This window comes from Sandarakinorhabdus sp. (genome assembly GCF_987265915.1).
Genome location: NZ_OZ503948.1, coordinates 3,256,279 through 3,280,539, shown reverse-complemented (window position 1 = coordinate 3,280,539; position 24,261 = coordinate 3,256,279). Strand labels below are relative to the sequence as shown.

23 protein-coding genes and 1 tRNA gene are annotated in these 24,261 nt (G+C 67.0%); 16 read left to right on the top strand and 8 right to left on the bottom strand.

Features of this window, described 5'->3' with window-relative positions; genetic code table 11:
• Positions 1-85 precede the first annotated feature (85 nt).
• From AC6UUM_RS15580 to AC6UUM_RS15565, 4 genes are read left to right on the top strand one after another with little or no spacing between them, the layout of a single operon-like run.
• Positions 86-880 (top strand): sterol desaturase family protein, encoded by a 795-nt coding sequence (locus AC6UUM_RS15580; protein WP_500803159.1) that lies wholly within the window; start codon positions 86-88, stop codon positions 878-880.
• A gap of 29 nt (positions 881-909) precedes the next feature.
• The gene (locus AC6UUM_RS15575; protein ID WP_500803158.1) at positions 910-1,281 is read left to right on the top strand and encodes a hypothetical protein; all 372 of its coding nucleotides are present in this window, start codon (positions 910-912) and stop codon (positions 1,279-1,281) included.
• Complete coding sequence (gene phhA, locus AC6UUM_RS15570; protein WP_500803157.1) at positions 1,278-2,192, top strand: phenylalanine 4-monooxygenase; 915 nt, start codon at positions 1,278-1,280, stop codon at positions 2,190-2,192. Before AC6UUM_RS15575 ends, phhA begins: the two co-directional genes overlap by 4 nt.
• A gap of 35 nt (positions 2,193-2,227) precedes the next feature.
• The gene (locus AC6UUM_RS15565) at positions 2,228-3,097 is read left to right on the top strand and encodes an alpha/beta fold hydrolase (protein ID WP_500803156.1); all 870 of its coding nucleotides are present in this window, start codon (positions 2,228-2,230) and stop codon (positions 3,095-3,097) included.
• Here AC6UUM_RS15565 and AC6UUM_RS15560 read toward each other — a convergent pair.
• Positions 3,094-3,741, bottom strand: coding sequence for a TetR/AcrR family transcriptional regulator (locus tag AC6UUM_RS15560; protein WP_500803155.1), 648 nt, complete (start codon positions 3,739-3,741; stop codon positions 3,094-3,096). The two genes, AC6UUM_RS15565 and AC6UUM_RS15560, sit on opposite strands and share 4 nt — an antisense overlap.
• Before the next feature lie 70 nt (positions 3,742-3,811).
• Between AC6UUM_RS15560 and AC6UUM_RS15555 the strand changes: the two genes are divergently transcribed.
• From AC6UUM_RS15555 to AC6UUM_RS15545, 3 genes are read left to right on the top strand one after another with little or no spacing between them, the layout of a single operon-like run.
• Positions 3,812-5,236, top strand: a complete 1,425-nt coding sequence (locus tag AC6UUM_RS15555) for an efflux transporter outer membrane subunit (RefSeq protein ID WP_500803154.1) — start codon at positions 3,812-3,814, stop codon at positions 5,234-5,236.
• Entirely contained in the window at positions 5,229-6,356 is a 1,128-nt protein-coding gene (locus AC6UUM_RS15550) for an HlyD family secretion protein (RefSeq protein WP_500803153.1), read from the top strand. The genes AC6UUM_RS15555 and AC6UUM_RS15550 overlap by 8 nt, the downstream gene beginning before the upstream one ends.
• 8 nt (positions 6,357-6,364) lie before the next feature.
• Complete coding sequence (locus AC6UUM_RS15545; protein WP_500803152.1) at positions 6,365-7,897, top strand: DHA2 family efflux MFS transporter permease subunit; 1,533 nt, start codon at positions 6,365-6,367, stop codon at positions 7,895-7,897.
• Between the two features lie 39 nt (positions 7,898-7,936).
• Here the strand turns inward: AC6UUM_RS15545 and AC6UUM_RS15540 are convergent, their stop codons facing one another.
• The 3 genes from AC6UUM_RS15540 to AC6UUM_RS15530 are packed head-to-tail and all read right to left on the bottom strand — an operon-like array spanning position 7,937 to position 10,376.
• Positions 7,937-9,310 (bottom strand): sensor histidine kinase, encoded by a 1,374-nt coding sequence (locus AC6UUM_RS15540; RefSeq protein ID WP_500803151.1) that lies wholly within the window; start codon positions 9,308-9,310, stop codon positions 7,937-7,939.
• On the bottom strand, positions 9,311-9,997 hold the full coding sequence (locus tag AC6UUM_RS15535; protein ID WP_500803150.1) for a response regulator transcription factor: 687 nt from the start codon (positions 9,995-9,997) through the stop codon (positions 9,311-9,313).
• On the bottom strand, positions 9,966-10,376 hold the full coding sequence (locus AC6UUM_RS15530; protein ID WP_500803149.1) for a PDZ domain-containing protein: 411 nt from the start codon (positions 10,374-10,376) through the stop codon (positions 9,966-9,968). Before AC6UUM_RS15530 ends, AC6UUM_RS15535 begins: the two co-directional genes overlap by 32 nt.
• A 216-nt stretch (positions 10,377-10,592) precedes the next feature.
• Here AC6UUM_RS15530 and AC6UUM_RS15525 point away from each other — a divergent pair, with 216 nt between their 5' ends.
• From AC6UUM_RS15525 to AC6UUM_RS15510, 4 genes are all read left to right on the top strand, one after another.
• Positions 10,593-10,790 (top strand): hypothetical protein, encoded by a 198-nt coding sequence (locus AC6UUM_RS15525; RefSeq protein ID WP_500803148.1) that lies wholly within the window; start codon positions 10,593-10,595, stop codon positions 10,788-10,790.
• A gap of 343 nt (positions 10,791-11,133) precedes the next feature.
• The gene (locus AC6UUM_RS15520; protein ID WP_500803147.1) at positions 11,134-12,477 is read left to right on the top strand and encodes a TolC family protein; all 1,344 of its coding nucleotides are present in this window, start codon (positions 11,134-11,136) and stop codon (positions 12,475-12,477) included.
• Entirely contained in the window at positions 12,474-13,595 is a 1,122-nt protein-coding gene (locus AC6UUM_RS15515) for an efflux RND transporter periplasmic adaptor subunit (RefSeq protein ID WP_500803146.1), read from the top strand. The genes AC6UUM_RS15520 and AC6UUM_RS15515 overlap by 4 nt, the downstream gene beginning before the upstream one ends.
• Before the next feature lie 14 nt (positions 13,596-13,609).
• A complete protein-coding gene (locus AC6UUM_RS15510) occupies positions 13,610-16,714 on the top strand; it encodes an efflux RND transporter permease subunit (RefSeq protein WP_500803145.1) in 3,105 nt (1,034 codons plus the stop codon).
• 302 nt (positions 16,715-17,016) lie between these two features.
• Here AC6UUM_RS15510 and AC6UUM_RS15505 read toward each other — a convergent pair.
• A tRNA-Arg gene (locus AC6UUM_RS15505) sits at positions 17,017-17,093 on the bottom strand.
• Positions 17,094-17,166: 73 nt separating this feature from the next.
• Here AC6UUM_RS15505 and AC6UUM_RS15500 point away from each other — a divergent pair.
• Entirely contained in the window at positions 17,167-17,718 is a 552-nt protein-coding gene (locus tag AC6UUM_RS15500) for a hypothetical protein (protein ID WP_500803144.1), read from the top strand.
• Here AC6UUM_RS15500 and AC6UUM_RS15495 read toward each other — a convergent pair.
• Positions 17,712-18,626, bottom strand: coding sequence for a P1 family peptidase (locus tag AC6UUM_RS15495; RefSeq protein ID WP_500803143.1), 915 nt, complete (start codon positions 18,624-18,626; stop codon positions 17,712-17,714). The genes AC6UUM_RS15500 and AC6UUM_RS15495 overlap by 7 nt on opposite strands.
• A gap of 88 nt (positions 18,627-18,714) precedes the next feature.
• Between AC6UUM_RS15495 and AC6UUM_RS15490 the strand changes: the two genes are divergently transcribed.
• The 4 genes from AC6UUM_RS15490 to AC6UUM_RS15475 are packed head-to-tail and all read left to right on the top strand — an operon-like array spanning position 18,715 to position 22,420.
• Complete coding sequence (locus AC6UUM_RS15490; RefSeq protein ID WP_500803142.1) at positions 18,715-19,812, top strand: type III polyketide synthase; 1,098 nt, start codon at positions 18,715-18,717, stop codon at positions 19,810-19,812.
• Positions 19,809-20,543: a methyltransferase domain-containing protein gene (locus tag AC6UUM_RS15485; RefSeq protein WP_500803141.1), complete on the top strand. Its 735-nt coding sequence runs from the start codon at positions 19,809-19,811 to the stop codon at positions 20,541-20,543. Before AC6UUM_RS15490 ends, AC6UUM_RS15485 begins: the two co-directional genes overlap by 4 nt.
• Positions 20,528-21,634, top strand: a complete 1,107-nt coding sequence (locus AC6UUM_RS15480; protein ID WP_500803140.1) for an NAD(P)/FAD-dependent oxidoreductase — start codon at positions 20,528-20,530, stop codon at positions 21,632-21,634. Before AC6UUM_RS15485 ends, AC6UUM_RS15480 begins: the two co-directional genes overlap by 16 nt.
• 21 nt (positions 21,635-21,655) lie before the next feature.
• Entirely contained in the window at positions 21,656-22,420 is a 765-nt protein-coding gene (locus AC6UUM_RS15475; protein ID WP_500803139.1) for a precorrin-2 dehydrogenase/sirohydrochlorin ferrochelatase family protein, read from the top strand.
• A 12-nt stretch (positions 22,421-22,432) separates the two neighbouring features.
• On the opposite strand, the gene AC6UUM_RS15470 is transcribed toward AC6UUM_RS15475, so the two are convergent.
• Complete coding sequence (locus AC6UUM_RS15470) at positions 22,433-23,017, bottom strand: twin-arginine translocation pathway signal protein (protein WP_500803138.1); 585 nt, start codon at positions 23,015-23,017, stop codon at positions 22,433-22,435.
• On the bottom strand, positions 23,014-24,207 hold the full coding sequence (locus AC6UUM_RS15465) for a hypothetical protein (RefSeq protein ID WP_500803137.1): 1,194 nt from the start codon (positions 24,205-24,207) through the stop codon (positions 23,014-23,016). Before AC6UUM_RS15465 ends, AC6UUM_RS15470 begins: the two co-directional genes overlap by 4 nt.
• Positions 24,208-24,261 lie beyond the last annotated feature (54 nt).

The following is a 24,261-nucleotide window of genomic DNA, read 5'->3' as shown; positions in this document are numbered from 1 at the left end:
AACCGGCCAGCGATTTTCACCCCCGGCGAGACCCGCCGCCCCGCGCCAAGCCAGAAGCGTGCCACCCCAACCACAGGAGGCACGCTTGACCAATTTCGAACTCGATCCGCTCTTCCGGCATTGGCTGTTGCTGATGGCCGGCGATCTCATCCGCTACGCCATTTTCGCCATCGGGACCTGGGCCTTGCTCTGGGTGGTGCTGGCCCGGCCACTGGCCCGCCGCCGCATCCGGGATCAGTGCCCGCCAGCAAAGCAATTGCGCAGCGAATTCTTCCACTCCCTGCGTTCAGTGATGGTCTTTGCCACGCTCTCGCTGGGCGCGACGCTGGCGCTGAAAGACGGCTGGATCGACGGCAATGCCATCGCCAAAAGCTGGGGGCAGGGCTGGTTCTGGCTCAGCCTGGTGCTGATGGTCGTCGGCCACGACACCTATTTCTACTGGGTGCACCGGCTGTCGCACGACAAGCGCTGGTTCCGCTGGGTGCATCTGCGCCATCACAAGAGCCACAACCCGTCGCCCTTCACCGCCTACAGCTTCGATCTGGCCGAAGCCGTGCTGATGGGCAGTTTTGTGCCGCTGTGGGTGCTGCTGGTGCCGACGCAGTGGACCGTGGTGGAGATTTTCGCGCTGCACCAGATCGTGCGCAACACGCTGCTGCATTGCGGGATCGAAGTGATGCCAGCGCGCGCCGATGGCCGCCCGCTGTTCGACTGGATGACCAGCACGACCCACCATGATCTGCACCACGCCAAGACCGGCTGGAACTTCGGCCTGTATTTTACATGGTGGGATCGCTGGATGGGCACCGAACATCCACAATATCACGCGCATTTCGCTGCGGCTGTCCGCCGCCCGCTGGCGGCCACTGCCGCCGCCTGAACCCCGACATCGCAAAAGGAAACCAGACCATGATAAAATATCTCGCTCTTCTCGCGGCCAGCTTCGTGGCTGGCCACGCTGCCTCCGGCACCCCTGCTTCGTTGGTCGGGGTGTGGGTGGAGGTGAACGGCCCCGGCGCCGCCATGATCGCGCCGTGCGCCGATCAATCGGGCCAGCTTTGCGCCATCGGCCTCGACCGCAGCAACCTCAAGCCGCCAGGCAAGGCGCAGGTGGTGCTCAGCGGGCTGGAACCGGCTGGCACCGGCCGCTGGCAGGGCCGCTATCATGATGGCAGCCGCAAGCTGCCGGCAACCGTGCGGCTGACCGGTGAAAACAGCGTGACCATGAAGGTGTGCCTCTTCATCGTCTGCCAGTCCGCCAGCTATATCCGCCGGCCATGAGGGCAGCGCGCCGCCTGGGGTTTCCGCCCAAGCGGCGCGCCTGCTACACTGAAGTCGTGATCACCGTTGCCCCTTCCCCAGATTGGACCGTCCCCCAGGATTGGGCGCATTTCACCGCCACCGATCACCGCGTTTGGGATCATCTTTTCGATCGGCAGACGCAGCTTTTGCCCGGCCGGGTTGCGCCCGAATTTCTGGCAGGGCTGCGGTTGCTCGATCTCGGCCGGCCCGGCGTGCCGGATTTTGCCCGGCTGAATGATCAGCTGATGGCGCTGACCGGTTGGCAGGTGGTGGCGGTGCCGGGCCTGGTGCCCGATGCGGTGTTTTTCGATCATCTCGCCAATCGGCGCTTCCCGGCCGGCAATTTCATCCGTCGGCCCGATCAGCTCGATTATCTTCAGGAACCCGATGTGTTCCACGATGTGTTCGGCCATGTGCCGCTGCTCGCGCATCCGGCTTTTGCCGATTACATGCAGGCCTATGGCCAGGGCGGCCTGCGCGCGTTGGAATATGATGCCATCGGCCGGCTGGCGCGGCTCTATTGGTACACGGTGGAATTCGGCCTGATCCGCAGCGGGGCCAAAGGCAATGGGGGCCTCGCCATCTACGGCGCCGGCATCGTTTCCAGCCATGGCGAGACGCGGTTTGCGCTCGATAGCAGCAGCCCCAACCGAATTGGCTGGCAACTGGAACGCGTGTTGAAAACGCCCTATCGGATCGACGCTTATCAGCAGGCCTATTTCGTCATCGACAGTTTCGCCGATCTGCTGCGCGTCACGCTGGAGACGGATTTCGGCCCGCTTTACCAGCGGCTGGCCGGCAGTGCCGACATCCCCATCACCGCCATCCTGCCCGATGACGCCGTGTTCACCCGCGGTGATCAGCACCAGGCCGACCTGCCACCCGCCTGATTGACAGCGCCGCCGCCACGCGCCAACCGAACGCCATGATCAATTCGGGCCCCACCTCGCACAGCTTCATCTCGCAGCGGCTGCGGCTGCATTATTGTGATTGGGGCAATGCCAACGCGCCGCCGTTGCTGTTGCTGCACGGTGGGCGCGATCATGCCCGCAGCTGGGATTGGGTGGCGCGCGAATTGCAGGGCGATTGGCACATCATTGCCCCCGATTGGCGCGGACATGGCGACAGCGCCTGGGCGCCCGATGGTGATTATATCACCCATGATTATGTCTATGATCTGGCGCAGTTGATCCATCAGTTGAAGCTGGCGCCGGTCACCATCGTGGCGCATTCGATGGGCGGCAATATCGCGCTGCGCTACACCGGGCTGTATCCCGAACATGTGAAGAAGCTCGTCGCCATCGAAGGCCTTGGCCCGAGCCCGAAGATGATCGCGCAGCGGCAGAAGACCGATTTTGGGACGCGCGAGCGCGAATGGATCGATGCCAAGCGCGCGGCCGCCGCCCGAAGCCCCAAGCGCTATGCCACGCTGGAAGAGGCATTCGCCCGCATGCATCAAGAAAACAGCTTCCTCAGCGAGGAACAGGCCCGCCACCTCACCATCCACGGCACCCACCGCAACGAGGACGGCAGCTACAGCTGGAAATTCGACAATTATCTGCACCTGCCGTGGCTGCACGACATGCCGAACGATCTGGTGATGCAGTTGTGGCAGCGCATCACCTGCCCGACGCTGTTGATGTATGGTGCAAAAAGCTGGGCATCCAACCCGGTGGATGATGGCCGCATCGCCCATTTCCAGAATGCCCGGGTGGTGACATTCGAAAACGCCGGCCACTGGCTGCACCACGACCAGTTCGACCGGTTCATGGCAGAACTGCGGGCGTTTCTTTAGGTTGACCACGCGGACAGGAAGACCTTCACCGCCGCCTGCACCTCGCGTTCGCCCTCGGCTTCGTCATCATCGCCAACGATGCCCACCATGCGCCGATCGACCACGCCGCCCCGGCACAGCCCGCTGAACTGCTGCGCCGCCAGCCGCGGATCACCGGCCTTCAATCGCCCGGCCTGCATCTGGCGGTGCAGATAGGCGGCCAGCCGCATCAGGCCTTCGGCCGGGCCCAGCGCATACATCACCTGGCCCAGTTCCGGCACCCGCGCCGCTTCGCCGATCACCAGACGCTGGATTTCCATCACCGGGCCGGACAAGACGGTGGTCATGATCGCCCGTCCCATCAGCAGCAGGGCGCTGCGCACGTCGGGCGCGCTGTCCATGTCCACCTTCACCGCCGTACCATAATCGCGCACGATGCCTTCCATCACCGCTTCGAACAGCGCGAGTTTCGACGGAAACAAGCTCCACAGCGTTGTTTTGCTGCCGCCCACCGCCGCCGCCACGGCGTTCATCGAGGTCGCGCCATAGCCGTGTGCAAAGAACAGGCGCTGGGCGGCCGTGATATAGGCCTGGCGCCGGCAATCCGGGTTGGCGCCCGGGTGCAGGTCTGCTGCGACATAGGTGTCTGTACCGGTCAGTATCATTTCACTTGACGTATCAATGGGCACGGTTGCAAAGGCCTTTCTGTACCATCCAGTATCGCGCGAGTCGCCTGTGCATCGCAAGCCTTTCCTGTTGATCCTGCCTGTGCTGGCCGCCGCTTGCGCTGCGCCGCCACGCCTGGGCGATGCGCCGGTGCTGCGTGCGGCCCAGCCGGCCGCCAGCGCGCAAAGCCTGTCGGGCCAAACGGTGCGCGACTGGCCGGCGGACAATTGGTGGAAAGCCTGGGGCGATCCCCAGCTTGACGCGCTGATCGCCGAAGCACTGGCCGGCAACCCCGACATGGCCCTGGCGCAAAGCCGGCTGGCGGCTGCCGATGCGGCCGCCCGCCAGTCGCGCGCGGCGCTGCTGCCCAGCCTGAATGCCAACGCGGCCGGCGGCGGCCAGCAGCAATCGCGCAATCTCGGCATCCCGCCGCAATTCGTGCCGCCCGGTGTGCGCGAATTCGGCCTGATCAACCTGCAGGCCGGCTGGTCGCTCGATCTGTGGGGGCAAGGCCGGGCACAATTGCGCGCCGCCCGCCGTGAGGCCGAAGCGGTCGCGGTGGAACGCGCCCAGGCCAAGCTGATGCTGGCGGCCAGCGTGGCGGCGGCCTATGCCGAATATGGCGCGGCGCTCGATCGTGCCCAAGTGGCGCAGGATGTCTTTGCCATCCGGCGCCAGACGCTCCATCTCACCGCCAGCCGGGTCAGCGCCGGGCTCGAAAATGATGGCGCCCGCGCCCAGGCTGCATCGCGGCTGGCGCTGGCGCAGGCCGATCATGCGGCGGCGGCGCAACTGGTGCTTGTGGCGCGACACCGGCTGGCGCTGTTGCTCGGTGCCGGGCCTGATCGCGGCCTGGCCATCACGCCGCCGGCCATCCGCCCGCTGCTGCCGGGTTTGCCGGCCGATGCCGGCATCAACCTGATCGCGCGTCGGCCGGATATCATCGCCGCCCGCCTGCGCGCCGAAGCTGCGGGCGCCCGCGAAACCGCCGCCAGACGCGCCTTCCTGCCCAATTTGTCGATCAATGCCACGCTGGGGCAGCAGAGCCTTGGCTTTGGCAATCTGCTGCAAACCGGCAGCCTCTATGCGCAATTCGGCCCGGCGCTCAGCCTGCCGATCCTGGATGGCGGCCGCCGCGCCGCCGATGCGCGCGTTGCCCGCGCCGGGCTGGAATCGGCCGTGGCCCTGCACGATGCCGCGCTGCTGCGCGCCTTGAACGAGGTCGCCGATGCGGCCGGCGCGGTGCTGGCGCTGGATGCGCGGCGCCAGTCTGCCGCCACCGCGCTGGCCGAGGCGCAAGCGGCGCAGCGCGTGGCGGCGCAGCGTTATGACGCCGGCCTGTCCAACCAGTTGCTGGTGCTCACCGCCGATGATGCCGTGGTCGCCGCGCGCGGTGCGGTAGCTGATCTCGCCGCCAATCGCCTTGCTGCCGATGTTGCGCTGGTGCGCGCGCTGGGCGGCGGTTTCCGTTCAGAGGACAAAGCCAATGACTGACCTGTCCGCGCCGCCGGCTGCCGAAGCGACCGCCAACCCCAAGCGCAGCCGGGCGCTGCGGCTGCTCATTGCCGGTGTGGTGATTGCCGCGCTGCTCGCCGGCGTCTGGTGGGCGCTGTTTGCCCGCGGCATCGAAGAAACCGACAATGCCTATGTTGGCGGCGACACCGCGCTGGTGACGCCGCAACTGGCCGGCACGGTGGTGGATGTGAAGGTCGGCGGTACCCAGGCTGTGAAGGTCGGCGATGTGCTGGTGGTGCTGGATGATGCCGATGCCCGCATCGCGCTGGCCCAGGCGCAGGCCACTCTGGCGCAGGCCCGGCAACGCTTTGGCCAGGCCAGCGCCATGGCCCAGGCCGCAGCGGCGCGCGTGCAAGGGCGCAGTGCCGAGATTGCCGCCGCCACCAGCCGGCTGGCCGAAGCCGAAGCGCAAGTGGCGCGCACCAGGGGTGATTATGATCGCCGGCAGACTCTGGCCGGCAGCGGCGCCGTTTCGGCGGAGGAACTGGCCGCGGCGCGCAGTGCGCTGGCCGCCGCCACCGCCGCGCGCGATGCCGCCCGCACCGCCGTCGCCAGCGCCCGCGCCACCGCGCAATCGGCGGCCGGGGATGCGGCCGCGGCCGCCGCGATGGTCGCCGGCACCACCGTGGCCACCGCGCCGGATGTGCGGGCGGCAGAAGCCGCCGTGGCGCGGGCGCGGCTCGATCTGGACCGCACCGTCATCCGCGCGCCGATCGGCGGCATCGTCACCAATCGCAATGTGCAGATCGGCCAGCGCGTCGCCGGCGGCGCACCGTTGATGACGCTGGTGCCGACCACCGGCCTGTTCGTGGATGCCAATTTCAAGGAAGGCCAGTTGCAGGCGATCCGCACCGGGCAGACGGTCGAGCTCGAATCCGATCTCTATGGCAGCGATGTCGTTTTCCACGGCAAGGTGGTCGGCATGGCTGGCGGCACCGGCGCGGCCTTTGCGTTGATCCCGGCGCAAAATGCCAGCGGCAACTGGGTGAAGGTGGTGCAGCGCCTGCCGGTGCGCATCGCTCTGGATGAAGCCGAACTGCGCGCCCACCCGCTGCGCGTTGGTCTGTCGATGACCGCCAGCGTCAACACCCGGAAGTAAGTGGGGCCGTGACCACCGCATTGAGCCCGCCTGCGCCACTCACCGGCGCGCGTCTGTGGACTGCGGCGATGGCGCTGGCGTTGGCCAATTTCGTCGTGGTGCTGGATATCACCATCGCCAACGTGTCGATCCCCCACATCGCCGGCAGTCTGGCCGTGGCGCCATCGCAGGGCACCTGGGCGGTGACCAGCTACTCCGTGGCCGAGGCCATTTCAGTGCCGCTGGCCGGCTGGACAGCGGCGCGGTTCGGCACGGTGCGCTGGTTCAGCCTGTCGTTATTCGGGTTCGGCTTCTTCTCGCTGCTGTGCGGGCTCAGCACCAGCCTGCAGGCGCTGGTGTTGTTCCGCATCTGCCAGGGCTTTGCCGGCGGCGCGCTCATGCCGCTCAGCCAGGCGCTGCTGCAATCGATCTTCCCGCCGGAACGCCGCGGGGCCGCCATCGGCCTGTGGGCCGCCACCACCACGGCCGCGCCGATTTTCGGGCCGATCTTGGGCGGGCTGATCTCCGACAATCTGTCGTGGCACTGGATCTTCTTCATCAATCTGCCGGTGGTGGCGCTGTGCCTGCTGGTGGTGCCGCGCCTGCTGAAACCCTTCGAAACCCCCCCTCTGCGCCAGCCGATCGACATCATCGGCTTCATGCTGCTGGTCATCGGTATCGGCGCCTTCCAGATCATGCTGGATACCGGCCGGGAGAAAGACTGGTTTGGATCGACCGAGATTGTCATCCTCGCCATCGTGGCCGCCGTCGGCATTGCCGCCTTCATCATCTGGGAACTCACCGAAGAACACCCGATCGTCGATCTGAAGATATTCCGCCACCGTGGCTTCGCCGCCGCCACCGGGGTGATCAGCCTGGGCTATGGCTGCTTCTTTGCCATCGTCGTGCTCACGCCGCTGTGGCTGCAATCGGTGCTGGGCTATTCCGCCAGCCAGGCCGGCTATACGGTGGCATGGATCGGGGTGTTTTCGGTGCTGATCTCGCCCGCGGCCGGCCTGCTGCTCACGCGCATCGATCCGCGCATCACCGTCACCTTCGGCATCGTTTGGATGGGCCTGATCGCCTACATGCGCAGCGGCTGGTCAACGGACAGCGACTATTTCCACCTGATGCTGCCGCATCTGCTCACCGGCATCGGCGTCCCGTTCTTCTTCATCGGCCTCACCAGCCTGGCCGGTGCCAGCGTGCTGCCGCGCGAAGCGGTGTCGGCGGCCGGCATCCAGAATTTCTGCCGCACCCTGGCCGGCGCCATCGGCGCCGCGCTGGCCAGCAGCCAGTGGGACAGCGAATCGCGGCAGGTGCGCAGCAATCTTGCCGAGGGGATGAACGGCGTCGATGGCACCATCGCCAAGCTGCAAGGCGCAGGGCTCAGCCTCGATCAGGCCCGCGCCAGCATCGATCGCCTGCTGGAGGTGCAAGCCGCCACCGTGGCCAGCCTGCACATCTACACCGGCACCGCATTGCTGTTCTTCGGCGCTGCTGCCGCCGTCTGGTTGATCCCAAAGGTGCGGATCGGCGGCGGGCCGGTGGCCGGGCATTGAAGCCTGCACACCAGATGCCGCCACGATCCTTGTGATCGATCAGCCAGCGGGCGCTGCGCCGGCAAGCGCCATGATGGCCCGCAGGCCGGGATCATGATCCTCCAGAACGACGGTGCCTTCATGCAGTTTTGCCACCGCGTCCACCAGCGCCAAGCCGAGCCCTGCGCCGGCCTTGTGGCGACTGGGATCAAGCCGGCCGAAACGCTGCAATGCCATGGCGCGGTCCACCGCAGCAATCCCCACCCCATTGTCGGCGACGATAAGCTGCAAACCGTCCGCGTACCGCTCCGCCGACAGGATGATCTCGGTGGCGCCTTCGCCATATTTCAGGGCGTTGTCGATCAGGTTGCCAATGGCTTGGCCGATCAATTCATGGTGCAGCCGGAATCGGCCGACGTCGCCGACGACCTTCAAGGCAATCCCCTGATCCTCGGCGGCATATTCATAAAGTTCGGCGATGCCGGTCAGCATTTCGCCGATATCCACGTCGGCGAACCGGTTGCGCCCGATACCGGCTTCGGCCTGCGCGATCTGCATGGCGGTCGCGAGCATTTGCTGGAGGATGCCGGTTTCGGTCGCGACCCGATCCATCGCGGCTAACGCCTTTGGGTCGGCCGTGTCTTGCATGGCTTGTTCCAGGGTCGCTGTGATGCGGAAAATTGGTGCGCGCAGGTCGTGGGCGAGGCTGCCGGTGACGACGCGCAATTCATCCACCAGATGTTCGACCCGCGCCAACATCGCGTTGAAGCCGGCACCAAGCCGGTCGAAGGCATCGTCGCTGCCGTCAAGTTCGACGCGGCGGGCAAGATCGCCGTCACCCACGACGCGTGCTGTCTCGGCGATGCCCACGATCCGCCGCTCGATCAGCCAGGTCGCAGCGAAGGCCACCAGCAACGCCAGGGGCATTGCGATCAAGAGCGCCACCAGCAGAACGCCTTCACTCAATTGCGCCATCTGCAGTCCGCTTTCGACAACACGGCCGGCGAGCAGGCGCGTACCGCCGGGCAAAACGGTAGCGCTGACACCGATCCGTTCAGCTTTCTCGCTGCCGGTGCGAAACAGATCGAGTGCCAGCCAGCGCGTGGTGGCCGGAATGACGGTTGGCCAGGCATCGAGGTTGCCGGCCACGATCCGGCCGCGGGCGTCGGTCATCAACAGCAGAAGATTCTCGCCCTTCAGCGTCGTCAGGCGCTCACGGATTTCAGCGGCAAGCGCGGGGTCGCCGCCACGCGCGTGCGAGCCGACAAGGTCGTCACGCAGTTCGGCAACGAAGGCCTGTTGTTCTCGCGTCAATTCTGCCGCGATCGATTGCCGGACATAGAACAGGACGGCAGCGGTTGCGGCGAGTTGCAGCACGAAGAACAGGGCCACCAGACGTGTGGTGACCGAACCGAAACGTCGGCCACCCACCATTCAGTCAGCCAAGCCAAAGCGATAGCCGGCGCCGCGCAGGGTGTGCAGCAACGGCTTGTCGAACCCGGCATCGATCTTGCGGCGCAAGCGGCTGACATGGACATCGATGATGTTGGTGCCTGGATCGAAATGATAATCCCACACCCCTTCAAGGATCATCGTCCGCGTCACCACCTGATCCTGGTGCCGTACCAGATATTCGAGCAGGCGGAATTCGCGGGGTTGCAAGGCGACGCTGATATCGCCGCGCCGGACGCGGCGGGCGAGCAGATCAAGTTCGAGATCATGGCAGACCAGCTTGGTCTCGACGGTCGGAACCGCCGTGCCGCGCTTCATGATGCGCTGCAAGCGGGCGAGCAGCTCGGCAAAAGCAAAAGGTTTGACCAGATAATCGTCGGACCCTGCGGTCAGGCCGGTAACGCGATCTTCGGCGGTGCCGAGCGATGACAATATGATGATCGGCGTTTCGATCTGCGCGGCCCGCAGCGCGCTGAGCACCGCCATGCCATCCATGCCGGGCAACATGCGATCAAGGACAATGGCGTCAAAGCTGCCATCGCTGGCCAGGAAAAGGCCGTCGCGGCCATTTTCGGCCTTGTCCACGTTGAACCCGGCTTCGGTCAGGCCCTTGACGATGAAGGCGGCAGCGACCGCATCATCTTCGATCACCAGAATCTTTCGCGACATGTGGCGGCTCCTGCGCGCGGATGAGGCGAACAACGCGCACGTAGTGGGAATGATATAGCTGCATGTCAATTACAGCATGTTTTTCATCAAGAAGGGTGTTTCGTGCTGCCGCGAGCCCCGTGACCGGATGGCCACCGATCGACGTGATGCGGTCGCCAACTGCAATACCGGCGCGCGCGGCGGCGCTGGCGCTCTGGACGCTGGTGACGATGATGCCGCTGCCGTTGCCGCTGTCTTCGGCTGTGAGGCCCGGCAGCACCGCGGCCTTTCGCGGCGCCAGAGGCATTTCCGGTGACCTTGCAAGCCATGCAACGCCGATGGCCATCGCCACGGCAATAGCTGGCGGCAACCAGGCCCCGCTGGCGTGGTTGATCGTCATGATCGCGGCGCCTGCGGGCCATGCAGCGCGTCAGCGCGAGAGCCGGAATGGAGCATCGACAGTCCTTCGCTGCGTCGCCCTCATCGAAGCGATGCAGTGACCAAGATACGCCTCGCGCAGAAAATCTGCCCGTTAAACAGATTTCACCTAACCGACAGCGCTCCGTTCGATTGCTGGTCTATGCCCCGCTTTTCGCAGCCGCAGCGGGGCAAGACGATGCACAACAAGATCAGTATGGGCCTTGCTGCTGCCGCGAAGCTGGAGCTGGTCGCCGCCTCCCGCCCGGCGATCGAGCGTTTGCGCGGCACCCCGCTGCAATGCCTGCGAGGTGTATCGGCAGAAGATGTTCTATGTCGTCGTCAAGGCCGTGAGCGCGGCGTTGACAGGGCCGCGCGTTGGCTGGGGCAGGCTTGAACGCTCGGCATCGGTGGTGCTGTGTCCAATTGGGCAGGTCATCACCCATGGATTGCAATGTCCCGGTCGAAGGCGACACGCAGCTCAACTGCGGGCGCATGCGCACGGTTCCTGCTCGGGGCGATGAAAACCAACCAAATCAGGCAAAGGCAACGCCCCGCAACAGGTCAATTCCGGCTGCGAATATCACGCCAAATCAGCAGTTTTGCGCCTTCTGGCTGTCTAAACGATTGTTCATGCAACCGCCATCGCTTGGCAATGCTTCGGCTCCCATAACGTTCCTGTCACCCGGCCTTTTCCCCCCAAGGCCGGCTGACAGGAAGGACAAGAGGCCAGCACGATCATGATCACTCCGGAAAAGCTGATCCGTGCTTCACTCCTCTTCCTCGCCCTCGCCGCACTTCCCCCGGTGCCGGCGATGGCCCAGCGTGCGGCCGGACCTGCCATCCCCCCCGTCAGGCCGGCCGCACCCCCTTCCAACGGCGTGCTGACGGCCCTGCCGATCACGCTCACACAGGCGCGGGATGCCGCTGCTGCTGCCAACATCGATCTTATCCATGCTCGTCAGGCCCGCGCCATTGCCCGTGCCGGGCAAACAATCGCGGCCGAACGCCCAAACCCTGTTCTCAGCATCGGCGGGACCCAGTTGCGTCCGCGCGGTTTCGGCGCGCAGCAACCGGGCAACACCATCGACGAAGTGGTGCGCATCGATCAGCCGATCGAGCTGGGCGGCAAGCGCCAGGCCCGCATCGCCGCGGCCGCGGCCGGCGCGCTGGCCGCCGATGCCGATCTGGATGATGCCCGCCGGCAGGTGCTGGCACAGGTGGACACCGCTTATGCCGCGTTGCGTGCCGCGCAGGATCGCGCGGCGGCTCTGTCAGACATTGCGGCCGCCTGGGGCCGCAGCGCGGCGATTGCGCAGCGCCGACTGAAAGCCGGAGACATTGCAGAAGGCGAACTGGCGCGCCAGCAAGTGGAAGCCGCGCGCGCCGATACCGATGCGATCAGCGCGCGCGGTGCCGTGACGCAGGCGCAATTCGTTCTGGCCATATTGATCGGTCGCGACTCGGTTGCCGCCCAGTTGCAGTCTGCCGATCCCTGGCCCGCGCCGGCGGTGCCGCTGCCGGAACCACCCGAAGATGTGGCGGCACAGCGCCCCGACGTGCGCGCCGCCGCTGCCCGTGCCGTACAGGCCAGGCAACTTCTGGCTGGCGCCCGCGCCCTGCGCACTCCCGACATCAGCGTGGGCGCGCAATATGAGTATCAGGCGCAGCCCGTGGGTGTCGGTGGGTCGGTCGGCTTTGGCGTTTCAGTGCCGTTGCAAGTGTTCAACCGCTATTCCGGCGAAGTTGCCACCGCCAGCGCCGTGCTGGGCGATGCCGAAGCCACAGCACAAAAGGCGCTGGCTGCCGCCACCGCCGATATCGCCGCGGCCCGCAGCGCACTGGTGACGGCCAGTGACCGCCGCCGCCGGCTGGAGGGTAACTTGCTGCCAGCTGCCCGGCGCGCGGCTGGCACGGCCGAGTTCGCCTATGCCCGCGGCGCGCTGCCCCTCACCGATCTGCTCGATGCGCGGCGGACGCTGGCGGCCGCGGCGTTGAGCCTGGTCGGCGCTCAGGAAGATGAAGCCGCCGCGAGCGCCCAACTGCGCGCGGCGGAGGCCGGGACCAGCGGAGATGAGACATGATCCGATCCACCATCCTGAAGCAAATGCTGCTGTGTTGTGCCCTGGCCGCGTTGGTGCCCGGCTGTTCAGATCCCTCACCGCCGCCGCCCGCCAAGGTGACCAGCGAACCTGGCGTGATCAGCTTCGCGCCGGATTCCGCCGATCTCGATGCCCTGCAGTTCGTGAAGGCGCAGGACGACACGCTGCCGGTGTCGGCCGATCTCAATGCCCGGCTGAGTGTGGATGAGGCGGTGACGGCACGTGTGGGTGCGCCGGTGGCGGCGCGGGTCACGGCGTTGCTGGCCGACATTGGCGACCGGGTGCGGCGCGGCCAATCGCTGGCCCGCGTTGACGCGCCCGATCTGGCGCAGGCCAGTGCCGATCTGACCGAAAGCGCCACCGAAGCGGATCTGAAGGCGCGCGCTGCTGGCCGCGCCCGCGAGCTGTTCGCCGGCGGCGCGGTGGCGCGGCGCGAGCTGGAAAGCGCCGAGGCCGAAGCCCGGTTGGCTGGCGCCGAGCTGGCCCGTGCCCGCCAGCGATTGGCCTCGCTGGGCGGCAACAGCAGCGGCACTTCGCTGGCGCTCACCGCGCCGCTGGGCGGGACCGTGCTCGACCGGCAGATCGAACCCGGCCAGCAATTGACCGCCGGGCAGGGACCATTGTTTACCATTACCGATCCGGCGCGCCTGTGGCTTTTGATCGACGTGCCGGAAAGCGCCATTGCAAGGCTCCATATTGGTCAATCCGTGCGCTTTGGGGTGCAGGCGTTTGGCGATCGGGCCTTCGATGCGACCGTTGAAAAGATTGGCCTTGCCGTCGATCCCGGCACGCGGCGCGTGCAGGTGCGCGCGCGGGTGGACAATCGGGATTTGGCGCTGAAGCCCGAGATGTTCGCCACCGCGCGGTTGGTTGCCGATGATGGTCGCACCGGCGTCAAGCTGCCCAATGCTGCCTTGTTCGAACGGGGGCAGACCAATCATGTGTTCCGTCAGGACGCACCAGGGCGGTTCCGCCGGGTGGCCGTAACCGTGGCCGTGCGCGGCGAACAATATAGCTGGATCACCGCTGGCCTGAAGCCTGGCGACACGGTGGTTGGCGAAGGCGCACTGTTGCTGAATGCCCAGCTTGGCGACCAGTAAGGACCCGCAAAACCATGCTGCAAAGTCTTGCCCGTTTTTCCACCACCAGCCGCGTGTTCATCGCCATCATGACCGCCGCGCTGATGGTCATCGGCGTGCGCGCCGCCTTCAACCTGCCGATCGAAGCCTTTCCCGACGTGCAGGACACGCAGGTGGTGGTGATCACGCAACAGCCCGGTCAAGCCCCCGAAGAGGTGGAACGGGCGGTCTCGCTGCCCATCGAGCGGGCGCTGGCCGGCACGCCGGGCGTCACCACCATGCGCTCGGTTTCCATCACCGGCCTGTCAGTGGTGACGCTGATCTTCAAGGACGGTGTCGATGATTATTTCGCCCGCGCCCATGCGCTGGAGAAACTTCGCGATGCGGATCTGCCGGCCGGTGTGGTACCCAGCCTGGCGCCGCTGACATCGGCGGTGGGCGAAGTCTATCGTTATGTGCTGGAGCGGCCGAAGGGCATGCCCCTGCGCGACGCCCGCGCCATTCAGGATTTTGTCGTTCGCCCGGCGCTGCGTATGGTGCCCGGCGTCGCGGATGTCACCACCTTTGGCGGCGCCTTGAAACAATATCAGATCAATGTGCGGCCCGACGCCCTGAAGCGCTATGGCGTCACCCTGGCCGACGTGCAGACGGCGGTTGGCAATGCCAACAGCAATGTGGGCGGCGGCACCATGGCGCGGGGCGACGAGGCCATGGTGGTGCGCGGGCTGGGCCTGTATCAAACCGTGACCGACATTGCCGATACGCTGGTGAAGGCCGACAATGGCCGTACCGTGCGCGTCGGCGATCTGGCCGATGTCCGCATCGGCGATGCCTCCCCGCGTGCCGGCATGGTTGCGCTCGATCGCGAGCCGGACGTGGTGGAAGGCGTGGTGCTGATGGTGCGTCACGAAAATGCCGCCGAAGTGGTAAAGGGCGTGCGCGATACGGTCGATCAATTGAACGCCCGCTTCGCGCTCGATGCCAAGCGCAGCGGTCAGCCGGCCGTGCAAATCCGGCCCACGTACCAACGCACCCGCCTGTTGGATCGCACCATTGATACGGTGGCCGAAAACCTCGCCACGGGTGCCGCGCTGGTCTCGGCCATCCTGCTGATCTTTCTGCGCAACTGGCGGGCTGCGGCGGCTGTGGCCATGCTGATCCCGCTGGCGCTGCTGTCGGCCTTTGCCGGACTTTATCAGCTGAACGTGCCGGCCAATCTGATCTCGATGGGGGCGGTGGATTTCGGCATCATCATCGATTCCGCTGTCGTGCTGGTGGAAGCCCTGATGGTGGCGCTGGCGGTGGAAACCGCGACACAGGGCGGCAGCTTGAGCGCCGTGCAGAAACAGACCACGCTGCGCGCTACGGTGACCGACCTGTCAAAGCCCATCTTGTTTTCCAAGGCCATCATCATCATGGCCTTCGTGCCGATCTTCACCTTCCAGCGTGTGGAGGGCAAGATGTTCTCGCCAGTCGCGCTCACGCTCAGCCTGGCGCTGCTGGCGGCGCTGCTGCTCACCCTCACCTATCTGCCGGCCGTCTTGTCGTGGATGATCGAGCGCTATGATTTTGCCGAAAAGCATATCGCTTGGATCGACAAGCTGCGTGATGGCTATCGCCGGATGCTGCACTGGGCCAACGGGCAGCGCATTGGCATAGTCGCGGGTGCCGCCATATTGCTGATGGTCACCGCGCTGGCAGTGCCGCAGCTGGGCAGTGAATTCCTGCCCAAGCTGGATGAGGGCAATATCTGGCTGACCGTACAGCTCACGCCGTCGGCCGCGATGGACACGACGCGCGGCGTTGAAGCGCGCATCCGCCAGATCATGCTGTCCTACCCTGAGGTACGCCAGGTTTCGAGCGAAACCGGCCGGCCCGACGACGGCACCGATCCCAAGGGGCCATCGTCGTTGCAGATGCTGATCGATCTCAAACCCCGCAACGAATGGCGCAGCATGTTCCCCAGCAAGGAAGCGCTGGAGAACGACATGCGGGCCAAGATCGCCACCATGCCCGGCGTGCCGACCAATTTCAGCCAGGTGATCGAAGACAATGTGCAGGAATCGCTATCCGGTGTGAAAGGTGACATCTCGATCAAGATCTTCGGCGATGATCTGACCATCCTTGAACAATTGGCGGATCGCACGGCAAAGCTGGTGGCCACCGTGCCGGGCGCTGCCGACGTGGCCGCCATCAAGGTGGGCGGCCAGGCCGAAGTGCGTGCCGTGCTGGATCGTGCCGCGCTGGCCCGGTTGGGGCTGAACAGCAATGATGCCAACCAGGTGATCGCGGCGGCCTTTGGTGGGGCCACGGTGGGCAGCGTGTATGAAGGCGACCGGGTGTTCGACATTGTTGCCCGCTTCACCCCCGATGCTCGCGGCGCTGTGGCCGATCTGGCGGCCTTGCAAATCCCGCGTCCGAGCGGCGGCAGCGTTTCGCTGGGCGATGTCGCGCGCATTGAAGTGCGCATGGGAGCCAGCCGCATCAGCCGCGAAGCCGGTGGCCGCAACGTGGCCGTGAAAGTGAATGTCGATGGCCGCGATCAGGGCGGCTTTGTCGCCGATGCCCAGGCGCGCGTCGCCAGCGCGATCCGGCTGCCGCCCGGCTATCGCATGGTGTGGGGCGGCCAGTTCGAAAATCAGCAGCGCGCGGTTTCACGGCTGGAGGTGATCGTGCCGCTGGCGTTGCTTGGGGTGTTCGCGTTGCTGTTTGGCGCCTTCCGATCGGTGCGGTCTGCCGGCCTCATCATGGCGATGATCCCGTTCACGCTGGTCGGCGGTATGGCGGCGCTGGCAATCGCAGGCCTGCACTTGTCGATCTCGGCGGCCGTTGGATTCATCGCGGTGGCCGGCATTACCGTGCAGAACGGCGTCGTGATGCTGGAACATGTCTCCCAGCGCTTTTCCGACGGTGATGCGCCTGAAGTGGCGGTGATCGAAGGGGCAGTGGACCGCTTGCGCCCGATCCTGATGACGGCGCTGATGGCTGGCCTCGGCCTGCTGCCTGCCGCACTGTCCACGGGAATCGGTTCGGAAACCCAGCGTCCCTTTGCCTGTGTAATCGTTGGCGGCATCATTTCGGCCACCGCCGCCATGCTGGTTCTGCTCCCGCTGGGCCTAAGGCGTTTCATGAAGAAATGATCGGCCAAGGCGCCTTTACCGGACCAGCAGCGAACGACAGCTTTCAGGAACCTCGCGGCTGGCATGAATCGTCCGCATTTGAGGCCCAAAGCCGGCTTCCACCAACTGGACTTCTGTTCCCCAAGAGTGTTGCTGTTGGGATGAGTCGCCCCGCAGATCGCGCGGCAGCTTCCACCCCGGCCACCCCCAAGCCGTAACCAACCGCCTGAAACTTGGCTGCGACGCCCTGGTCGCGGGGATCTATTGGTCAACATGGGCGTGCTGCCGCCGTGCCCCGCACGATCCCGGCCATTTTGAAGCAGTGGTGCGCCCGGAACGATTCGAACGTCCGACCCTCAGATTCGTAGTCTGATGCTCTATCCAGCTGAGCTACGGGCGCGCACTGTGGAGGCGCCTCTTAGCGGCGCGTGTCAGCCATTGCAACCTCTTCCTTGCCGTTCTAGGCGGGGGCCATGGCGCGCCTGTTCAACCCGATTTTTGTTGTGCCGCTGCTCGCCTTCGCGCTGGCCGGCTGTGGCGGCCGGCGCGCCGATTGGCCCAGCCTTGCGCCGCGCGCCGGTGAAGTGACCACCATGGTGCCGCGCAATGTCGTTGGCGCCGGCCGCTGCGCCACAGCGGCCGATTGCGCACCGCCGATCGCAATTGCGCCCGCAGCTGCGCCCGATATGCCGCCACCGGTGCCAGTGCCGACTCTGGCCCAGGCCCAAACCGAACTGGCGGCCATCGCCGGCTTGATCGATGCGGTGGCGGCGGCCGCGGCCCCGGCGCGGGCGGCATTGGCCACGGCGCAGCGCAGCGCCACGAGCAGCGCCGATGACAGCGCCGCGAGCAGCAGCGCCGAAGCCGCGCAATCGTCACTGGCCGCCGCGTTGGCGCCGCTGGCGGGAGCGGCGTTCCGGTTGCAGGCCCTGGATCTCGGCACCAGCACGGCCGCAGATCGCCCCGCCTATGCGGATCGCCTGGCCGAACTGGCCGGCCGCATCGCCCAGTTGCAGGATCAGTAAAGCCCCACCGCTTGCCGTGTGGCCAGCGCCACCAGATCGGCGGCGACACTGGCAATGATCGCCAGTTGCACATCATCGACAGGCGACTGATCGGGCGGTGCTGTCGAGATGGCGAACAGGCAATCGCCATCAAATTGTGTGTGCACCGGCCGCACCACGCGGGCCAGGCCGGATTGCGCCACCATCGCCACCCGCAGCGCCTGCGCGCGCGTCAACGGCGCATTGGTGGCGACCGCGCCGATCACCGTATTCTGGCGGCCGAAATCGCGGTTTCCCGACAGTTTCGGCATTTCGACCGGGCCATCGTCGGGCGGCGCGCCGGCATAGACTTCGCCGAAACTGTTGGCAGCAATCAGCGCGCCGACGATCACGCCGTCGCCGATATCGCGCGCCAGGCTGCCGATGCCGCCGGCGCGGCTGCCTGATCGCGCGCCATGGCCGGCACCGATCGCGCCATGCCCATCGCTGCAGGGCTGGCCGACCTGCGCAAAGGCTTCGCGCGTCAACCGGCGATAGGGCGGATCGAGGCCCCAGTTCTTGTCCCCGCCATTGCCGAGATCGAACAGGATGGCGGCCGGCACTACCGGCACCGGCGGCACGCCGGCCCCCATCGGCAGGCCGCGGCCGGCGTGGCTGAGCAGCAGCGCCAGTTCATCGCCGGCCGCCAGCCCGAACACCGAACCGCCGGCCAGCGCCAGGCCATGCACGCGCGCCACCAGATTGATCGGGTTCAGCGCATCGGTCTCGCGCGTGCCCGGCCCGCCGCCGCGCACCTCCACCGCCATCACGGCGGGCTGGGCCGGCACGATCAGTGTCACGCCGGTGCGGGCCGCCGCGCAGTGGGCGTGCCCGACGTGGATGCCGGGCACGGCGCTGATTCCGGAGGCGGGCGGGAACGGGGTGATCATGATCCGCAACCATCGGCCGCAGCGCCGGCACTTGCAACCCAAGGCTGGGGGGCGCAGTTATGACGTCACATTCAGATCAAGGATCGTGATGGCTGCCCCCGCAATCGCGCATGTAAATCGCATCGGCACTGCGCTGCCACCCCACGACGTGCACGATGCCTTCGTCGATTTCGTCGGCACCATGATCAAGGAACGCCGTGACCAGTTGATCTTCCGGCGGCTGGTTGGCCGCTCCGCCATCGATCACCGCTGGAGCTTCTTCACACCGGTGAAGGACCCGGATGGCTTCACCGCCGATGCTGAAGGCTTTTATCGCCCCGGCGCCTTCCCCGGCACGGCCAAGCGCATGGCGCGATTCGAGGCCACCGCGCCCGATCTCGCGGTCGAGGCCATTGCCGGACTGGGGCTGAGCGCGGCCGAGCTGCAGGGCATCACCCATCTGGTGGTCACCAGCTGCACCGGCATGGTGGCGCCGGGCCTCGATCAGATCCTCGTCCAGCGGCTGGGCCTCCACCCTGGCGTCGAGCGCACGCATGTCGGCTTCATGGGCTGCTATGCGGCGGTGAACAGCCTGCGTCTGGCGCATCATTTCGTCCGATCCGATCCGGCGGCGCGGGTGCTTGTGGTCAATATCGAACTGTGCACGCTGCATTTCCAGGAAACCGGCGAACTGGAAAGCCTGCTCGCCATGCTGCTGTTCGGCGATGGCTGTTCGGCCGCTTTGGTCAGTGCCGATCCCCACGGGCTGGCGCTGGTCGATTTCCGCGCCACCACGGTCGCCGATTCGGCCGATGCCATCACTTGGCGGATCGGCGATCAGGGGTATGACATGCATCTGTCCGGGCAGGTGCCGCCGCTGTTGCAGCGCGCGCTGGCCGGCCCGGCCGGTGCCGATCTGCTGCGCGGCCACAGCCCGGATGAATATGGCGTGTGGGCGGTGCACGGCGGCGGCCGTGCCATCCTGGATGCGGTCGAATCCGGGCTGGGCCTGGGGCAGGGGGCGCTGAACTGGTCGCGCGACGTGCTGCGCGAATGCGGCAACATGAGCAGTGCCACGGTGATGTTCGTGCTGCAACGCATCATGGCCGGCATCGGCACCGCGGTGCCGCGCGGCACGCCGGGCTTTGCCGTGGCGTTCGGGCCGGGGCTGGCGGCGGAAAGCTTCCGCTTCACGGCGGTCGGATGACACGGGATTTCGTGGTGCCGGCGGCCTGGCCGCGTGCGCCGCTGGATTTCAGCCGCCGTGCCGATCTGCCGGAGGTGATGGACGACGATCATCTCGATCGGCGCATTTACGCCGCGGTGATTGCCGATCTGGCGCGGGTGAACACGATCACCATGGCGCGGCCGCCTACCCTGGCCTGGCTGAAACGGCAGACGCGGGGGGTGCAAAGCTTTTCGGTGGTTGATGTCGGCTTTGGCCATGGCGACATGCTGCGCGCCATCGCGACCTGGGCGCAGCGTTCCGGCAAGGAGGTGCGGTTGATCGGCATTGATCTCAATCCGCGCTCGGCGCCGGTGGCGCGCGCCGCCACCGATCCTGCGCTGGGCATTGATTACCGCACCGGCCGCGCCGAAATGCTGGGCTTCCAGCCGGATTTCATCATCTCCAGCCTGGTCGCGCATCACATGGAGGATGCCGAACTGGTCGGGTTCATCAAATGGATGGAAGGATCGGCGCGGCGCGGCTGGCTGATCAACGATCTGCATCGCCATCCCATCGCCTGGGCCGGCTTCCGCGCGCTGGCGGCGCTGCTGCGCTGGCATCCGATTGTGGCCCATGATGGCGCGCTGTCGGTGCGCCGCGCCTTCACGGGCGATGATTGGGCGCGGCTGCTGGATCAGGCCGGGGTGCAGGCGCAGGTGCGCTGGCATGTGCCGTTCCGCCATACGGTGGCAGCATGCCCGAAACCGTGAAACGCGCCCTGATCATCGGCGGCGGCCTGGCCGGCTGTGCCGCGGCCATCGATCTGGCCCGTGCCGGGGCGGCACCCGTGTTGCTGGAGCGTGAAAGCGCACCGCATGACAAGATCTGCGGCGAATTTCTGAGCGGGGAGGCGGTGGCGGCCCTGGTGGGGCTGGGCGTCGATCCGGTCGCGCACGGCGCCGTGCCGATCACGCGCGTTGAGATCAACGCCGGACTGCGCAAAGTGGCGGCGCAATTGCCCTTTCCGGCGCTCAGCCTGACGCGCCGGGTGCTGGATGAGGCGCTGCTGGACCGGGCCGCGCGGGCCGGGGTCGCCGTGCAGCGCGGCGTGACGGTGCGCGGCCTTTCGGGCTGCGTCGCCCACACCAGCGCCGGCGACATCAGCGCCCCCACCCTGCTGATGGCCAGCGGCAAGCACGACATTCGTGGCCATGCCCGGCCGGCCGGGCCGGATCAGATCGGCTTCAAGATGTATCTGCGCAGCGCGCACCTGAGCCGCGCGCTGGCCGGCACGGTGGCGGTGACCTTCTTCGACGGCGGCTATGCCGGGCTGCAACCGGTGGAGGGCGGCCGACTCAATCTGTGCCTGCTGATCGATGGCGCGCAATATCGCGACCTCGGCGATTGGCCTTCGCTGTGGGCGCGGCTGGCGCGGGAGCCCGGCCTCGCGGCATTGGCAGACGCCGAACAATATCTGGCCCGGCCGCTGGCGATCAGCCGCGTGCCTTACGGCCATCTGGCGCGGGCGGCGCCCGATGGACAGTGGCGGTTGGGCGATCAGGCGGCGGTGATCCCCAGTTTTTGCGGCGACGGCATGGGCATCGCGCTCACCTCCGGGCGGCTGGCGGCCGAGATGGTCGCTGCCGGCGCGAGCGCCGACGATTTTCAGCGCGCCTTGTTTGCCCGCACAAGCCGGCCGGTGCGGCTCGCCATGGCGGCACTGGCGCTGGCGCGTCACCCGGCCGGGCGTTGGGCGGCGATGGCCGGGCTGGGCGCAGTGCCCGGCGCGCTGGCGCTGCTGGCGCGCGCGACGCGGGTGGCCGATCCGGGCCAGAAACCTGTGGGTCTTGCGCCGGCCTGATGCGCAGGCCACAGCACGGCCATGCAACAACTGCCGATCTTCCTCACGCTCAGCGGCCGCCCGGTCATACTGGTTGGTGAGGGCGAGCCGGCCGAGGCCAAGGCCCGACTGATCATCGCGGCCGGCGGGGTGATCGTTGGCGAGGACGCGCCCGCAGCCGTCCTGGCCTTCGTCGCGATTGATGACGACGACGAGGCAAGCGCCGCCGCCACCCGCCTGAGGGCGCGCGGCCTGTTGGTGAATGTGGTGGACAAGCCGGCCATGTCGGATTTCCTGATGGGCGCCATCATCGATCGCTCCCCGGTGCTGGTCGCGATCTCCACCGGGGGCGCCTCGGCCAGCCTGTCACGGGCCTTGCGCACCAGGCTGGAGGCATTGCTGCCCGCCAGCCTGGGGCCGCTCGCCGCTGCGATCCGCGCGTCGCGTGATGTGGTGAACGCGCGCCACAAGACGCCATCGGATCGCCGCCGCCTGTGGGAACGCGCGCTGGCCGAGTTCGCGCCGCTCGATCCGTTCGCGGCGCTGCCCGACCCGCAAGCCGCCGTGGCGAAGGTGATCGCCGGTGATTCCGACGCAACACCGCAGCTCGCCACCATCCACGTCACCAGCCCCGACCCCGGCGAACTGACGCTCAATCAGCTCAACCTGCTCGCCCGCTGCGATGTGCTGGTCGTGGCCGGCGCCGTCGCTCCCGCCGTTATCGACCGCGCCCGCCGCGATGCGATGCGGCTGGATGCAATACCCGAGCCGTTGCCACCGGGGCTGACGATATTGTTGAAGGGCTGAATGCCAAGCGGCCTACTTTGGCCCCGCAGCCTTGCTCGCCGCCACCATCGCGTCCCACTCGGCCCACGGAATCGCGCGGCCCGGGTATGCCACCTTGGCGAACGGCCACTCCTTTCGCACCCAGCCCGTCACCCACGCATAGAGCTCGGGATCAAAGCCGGCGTCATATTCGGCCTTGGTCACCCACAGCCGGACCACCGCATCATAACCGGCAACACGACTTGGCGCGACATAGACGCTACCGCGTTCACGCCGGCCATCGGGGGTCAGCACGGCATAGGCAAAGGACTGGCGCTGCTGGAAGCGCGCCGCCTCGCCCTCCATGTCCTTCATCGCATCGGCGGCGGTGAGGCCGGCATGTGGCCAATCCTTGCTGCGGGTGAACGTTGTTTGCAGATGTTCGATGGACGACATGTAGGCATCGTAATCGATTTTCACCAAGGCCGGGCCGAGCGGCACCAGCTGGAACCCGATGGCCTTCACCTGCACCGGCGCCGTGAACCCGGCGGGCACGAACGATGGCGCTGTCGGCTGGGCGATGGCCGGCATGCCGTTCATCGCCAGCAACAGGGCAATGGCTATGATCCGTGCTGTCATGGTGATGGTTCCCCCAGTTTTGCGGCATAAAGCGCCACCCGCTTGCGCACGGCGGCTTCGTCTCCGGTGTTGGCCGGCAGGCCCAGTTTCGGCAGTGTTTCGCGCGCCGCCACGCTGCCCTGTTCGGGATGCGCGGCGATGGCCGCCATAATGCCAGGCAGTTGCGCCGCCGGGATGCGGGCGCGCAATTCGGCGCGCACCAGGATCGGCAGATGCGATTGCAGCGGTTCGGTATCGTAAAGGTCGGGCACCGCCGCGATCAGCAGCAGGTTGCGGGCGCGTTGCAGCGGATCGGCTTCGGCGGCCGGCGGCCAGGTCTTGATCTGGCGCTGCACCCGGGCGAGCGCGCTGGCCAGTGCCGCATCGGGCGCCGTGGTGGCAATCGGGGCGATGCGGGCATCGCGCTTCGACAACTGCTTCAGGGCCTCCACGGTGTAGATCGCGCCCATGTCGGCGCGCGGCAATGGCGGAGCCGGCTGCTGCCACACCAGCCCGGCCAGCCCCAGCCAGCCGGCACCCAACAGGATCAGCGGCCAGCGTCGGCCTATCAGGCAGGCCGCCAGCAACGCCAGGCCGCCCACCCCGGCCAGCGCCAGCAGCGTGGCTGCGGCGGCGCGGGTGCCGGTGCCGGTCACCGCCGTCTGGATGGCCGCCTGCGCCCAATGGCCGGGCGACAGGGCCAGCACGATCGGCTTGCCGATATCCTTGTTGCCGAAATCGAGGCCCAACATGATCAGCAGCACCACCCCGATACGCACCAGGCCCTCACTGCTGGCGCGGCCCGGCAGCATGGGCCAGACGGCCGCAAGCCCCGCACAGAAGAGCGCCGTCACTGCCAGGGCCAGCGTGGTCGAAACCGGGTGGGGCAGGGCCGGCATCCCCAATGCGCGCGCCACCCCATGCACCAGCACCAGCAACAGCACCGTGCGCAGCAGGGCCGCCCAGAACTGCCGCAGGCCTGCCGCCTGCGGCGTGTATTGGCCTTCGTGGGCCGCCATCGCCGCCACCAGCGCGACCGCCGTGTAAATCGCGCCGGCATGCAGGGCCAGCGGCGCCGGCTCGTCCGCGGTCGCCAGCCACCACAGCAGCACGGCGCCAAAGGCCAACGACGCCAGAATCAGCGGCCGACGCAGCGGCAGCAAAGTCAGCGCGGCAACATCGTGCCAGGTGGCGCGGGATATCAGGGCCATACGCATTCATCCCGCGCTTTCCCGGCCATCGCAAGGGGGAGAGCGTGATCGCCC

Bases quoted from the DNA above. Each gene is read 5' to 3' on its own strand.
- AC6UUM_RS15480 (WP_500803140.1), top strand. From the start codon at position 20,528: ATGCCCGAAACCGTGAAACGCGCCCTGATCATCGGCGGCGGCCTGGCC.
- AC6UUM_RS15465 (WP_500803137.1), bottom strand. From the start codon at position 24,207: ATGGCCCTGATATCCCGCGCCACCTGGCACGATGTTGCCGCGCTGACT.
- AC6UUM_RS15500 (WP_500803144.1), top strand. From the start codon at position 17,167: ATGGCGCGCCTGTTCAACCCGATTTTTGTTGTGCCGCTGCTCGCCTTC.
- AC6UUM_RS15490 (WP_500803142.1), top strand. From the start codon at position 18,715: ATGGCTGCCCCCGCAATCGCGCATGTAAATCGCATCGGCACTGCGCTG.
- AC6UUM_RS15510 (WP_500803145.1), top strand. From the start codon at position 13,610: ATGCTGCAAAGTCTTGCCCGTTTTTCCACCACCAGCCGCGTGTTCATC.
- AC6UUM_RS15530 (WP_500803149.1), bottom strand. From the start codon at position 10,376: ATGACGATCAACCACGCCAGCGGGGCCTGGTTGCCGCCAGCTATTGCC.
- AC6UUM_RS15475 (WP_500803139.1), top strand. From the start codon at position 21,656: ATGCAACAACTGCCGATCTTCCTCACGCTCAGCGGCCGCCCGGTCATA.
- AC6UUM_RS15540 (WP_500803151.1), bottom strand. From the start codon at position 9,310: ATGGTGGGTGGCCGACGTTTCGGTTCGGTCACCACACGTCTGGTGGCC.
- AC6UUM_RS15520 (WP_500803147.1), top strand. From the start codon at position 11,134: ATGATCACTCCGGAAAAGCTGATCCGTGCTTCACTCCTCTTCCTCGCC.
- AC6UUM_RS15525 (WP_500803148.1), top strand. From the start codon at position 10,593: ATGCACAACAAGATCAGTATGGGCCTTGCTGCTGCCGCGAAGCTGGAG.
- AC6UUM_RS15565 (WP_500803156.1), top strand. From the start codon at position 2,228: ATGATCAATTCGGGCCCCACCTCGCACAGCTTCATCTCGCAGCGGCTG.
- AC6UUM_RS15550 (WP_500803153.1), top strand. From the start codon at position 5,229: ATGACTGACCTGTCCGCGCCGCCGGCTGCCGAAGCGACCGCCAACCCC.
- AC6UUM_RS15535 (WP_500803150.1), bottom strand. From the start codon at position 9,997: ATGTCGCGAAAGATTCTGGTGATCGAAGATGATGCGGTCGCTGCCGCC.
- AC6UUM_RS15485 (WP_500803141.1), top strand. From the start codon at position 19,809: ATGACACGGGATTTCGTGGTGCCGGCGGCCTGGCCGCGTGCGCCGCTG.
- AC6UUM_RS15575 (WP_500803158.1), top strand. From the start codon at position 910: ATGATAAAATATCTCGCTCTTCTCGCGGCCAGCTTCGTGGCTGGCCAC.
- AC6UUM_RS15560 (WP_500803155.1), bottom strand. From the start codon at position 3,741: ATGATACTGACCGGTACAGACACCTATGTCGCAGCAGACCTGCACCCG.
- AC6UUM_RS15515 (WP_500803146.1), top strand. From the start codon at position 12,474: ATGATCCGATCCACCATCCTGAAGCAAATGCTGCTGTGTTGTGCCCTG.
- AC6UUM_RS15495 (WP_500803143.1), bottom strand. From the start codon at position 18,626: ATGATCACCCCGTTCCCGCCCGCCTCCGGAATCAGCGCCGTGCCCGGC.
- phhA (WP_500803157.1), top strand. From the start codon at position 1,278: ATGAGGGCAGCGCGCCGCCTGGGGTTTCCGCCCAAGCGGCGCGCCTGC.
- AC6UUM_RS15470 (WP_500803138.1), bottom strand. From the start codon at position 23,017: ATGACAGCACGGATCATAGCCATTGCCCTGTTGCTGGCGATGAACGGC.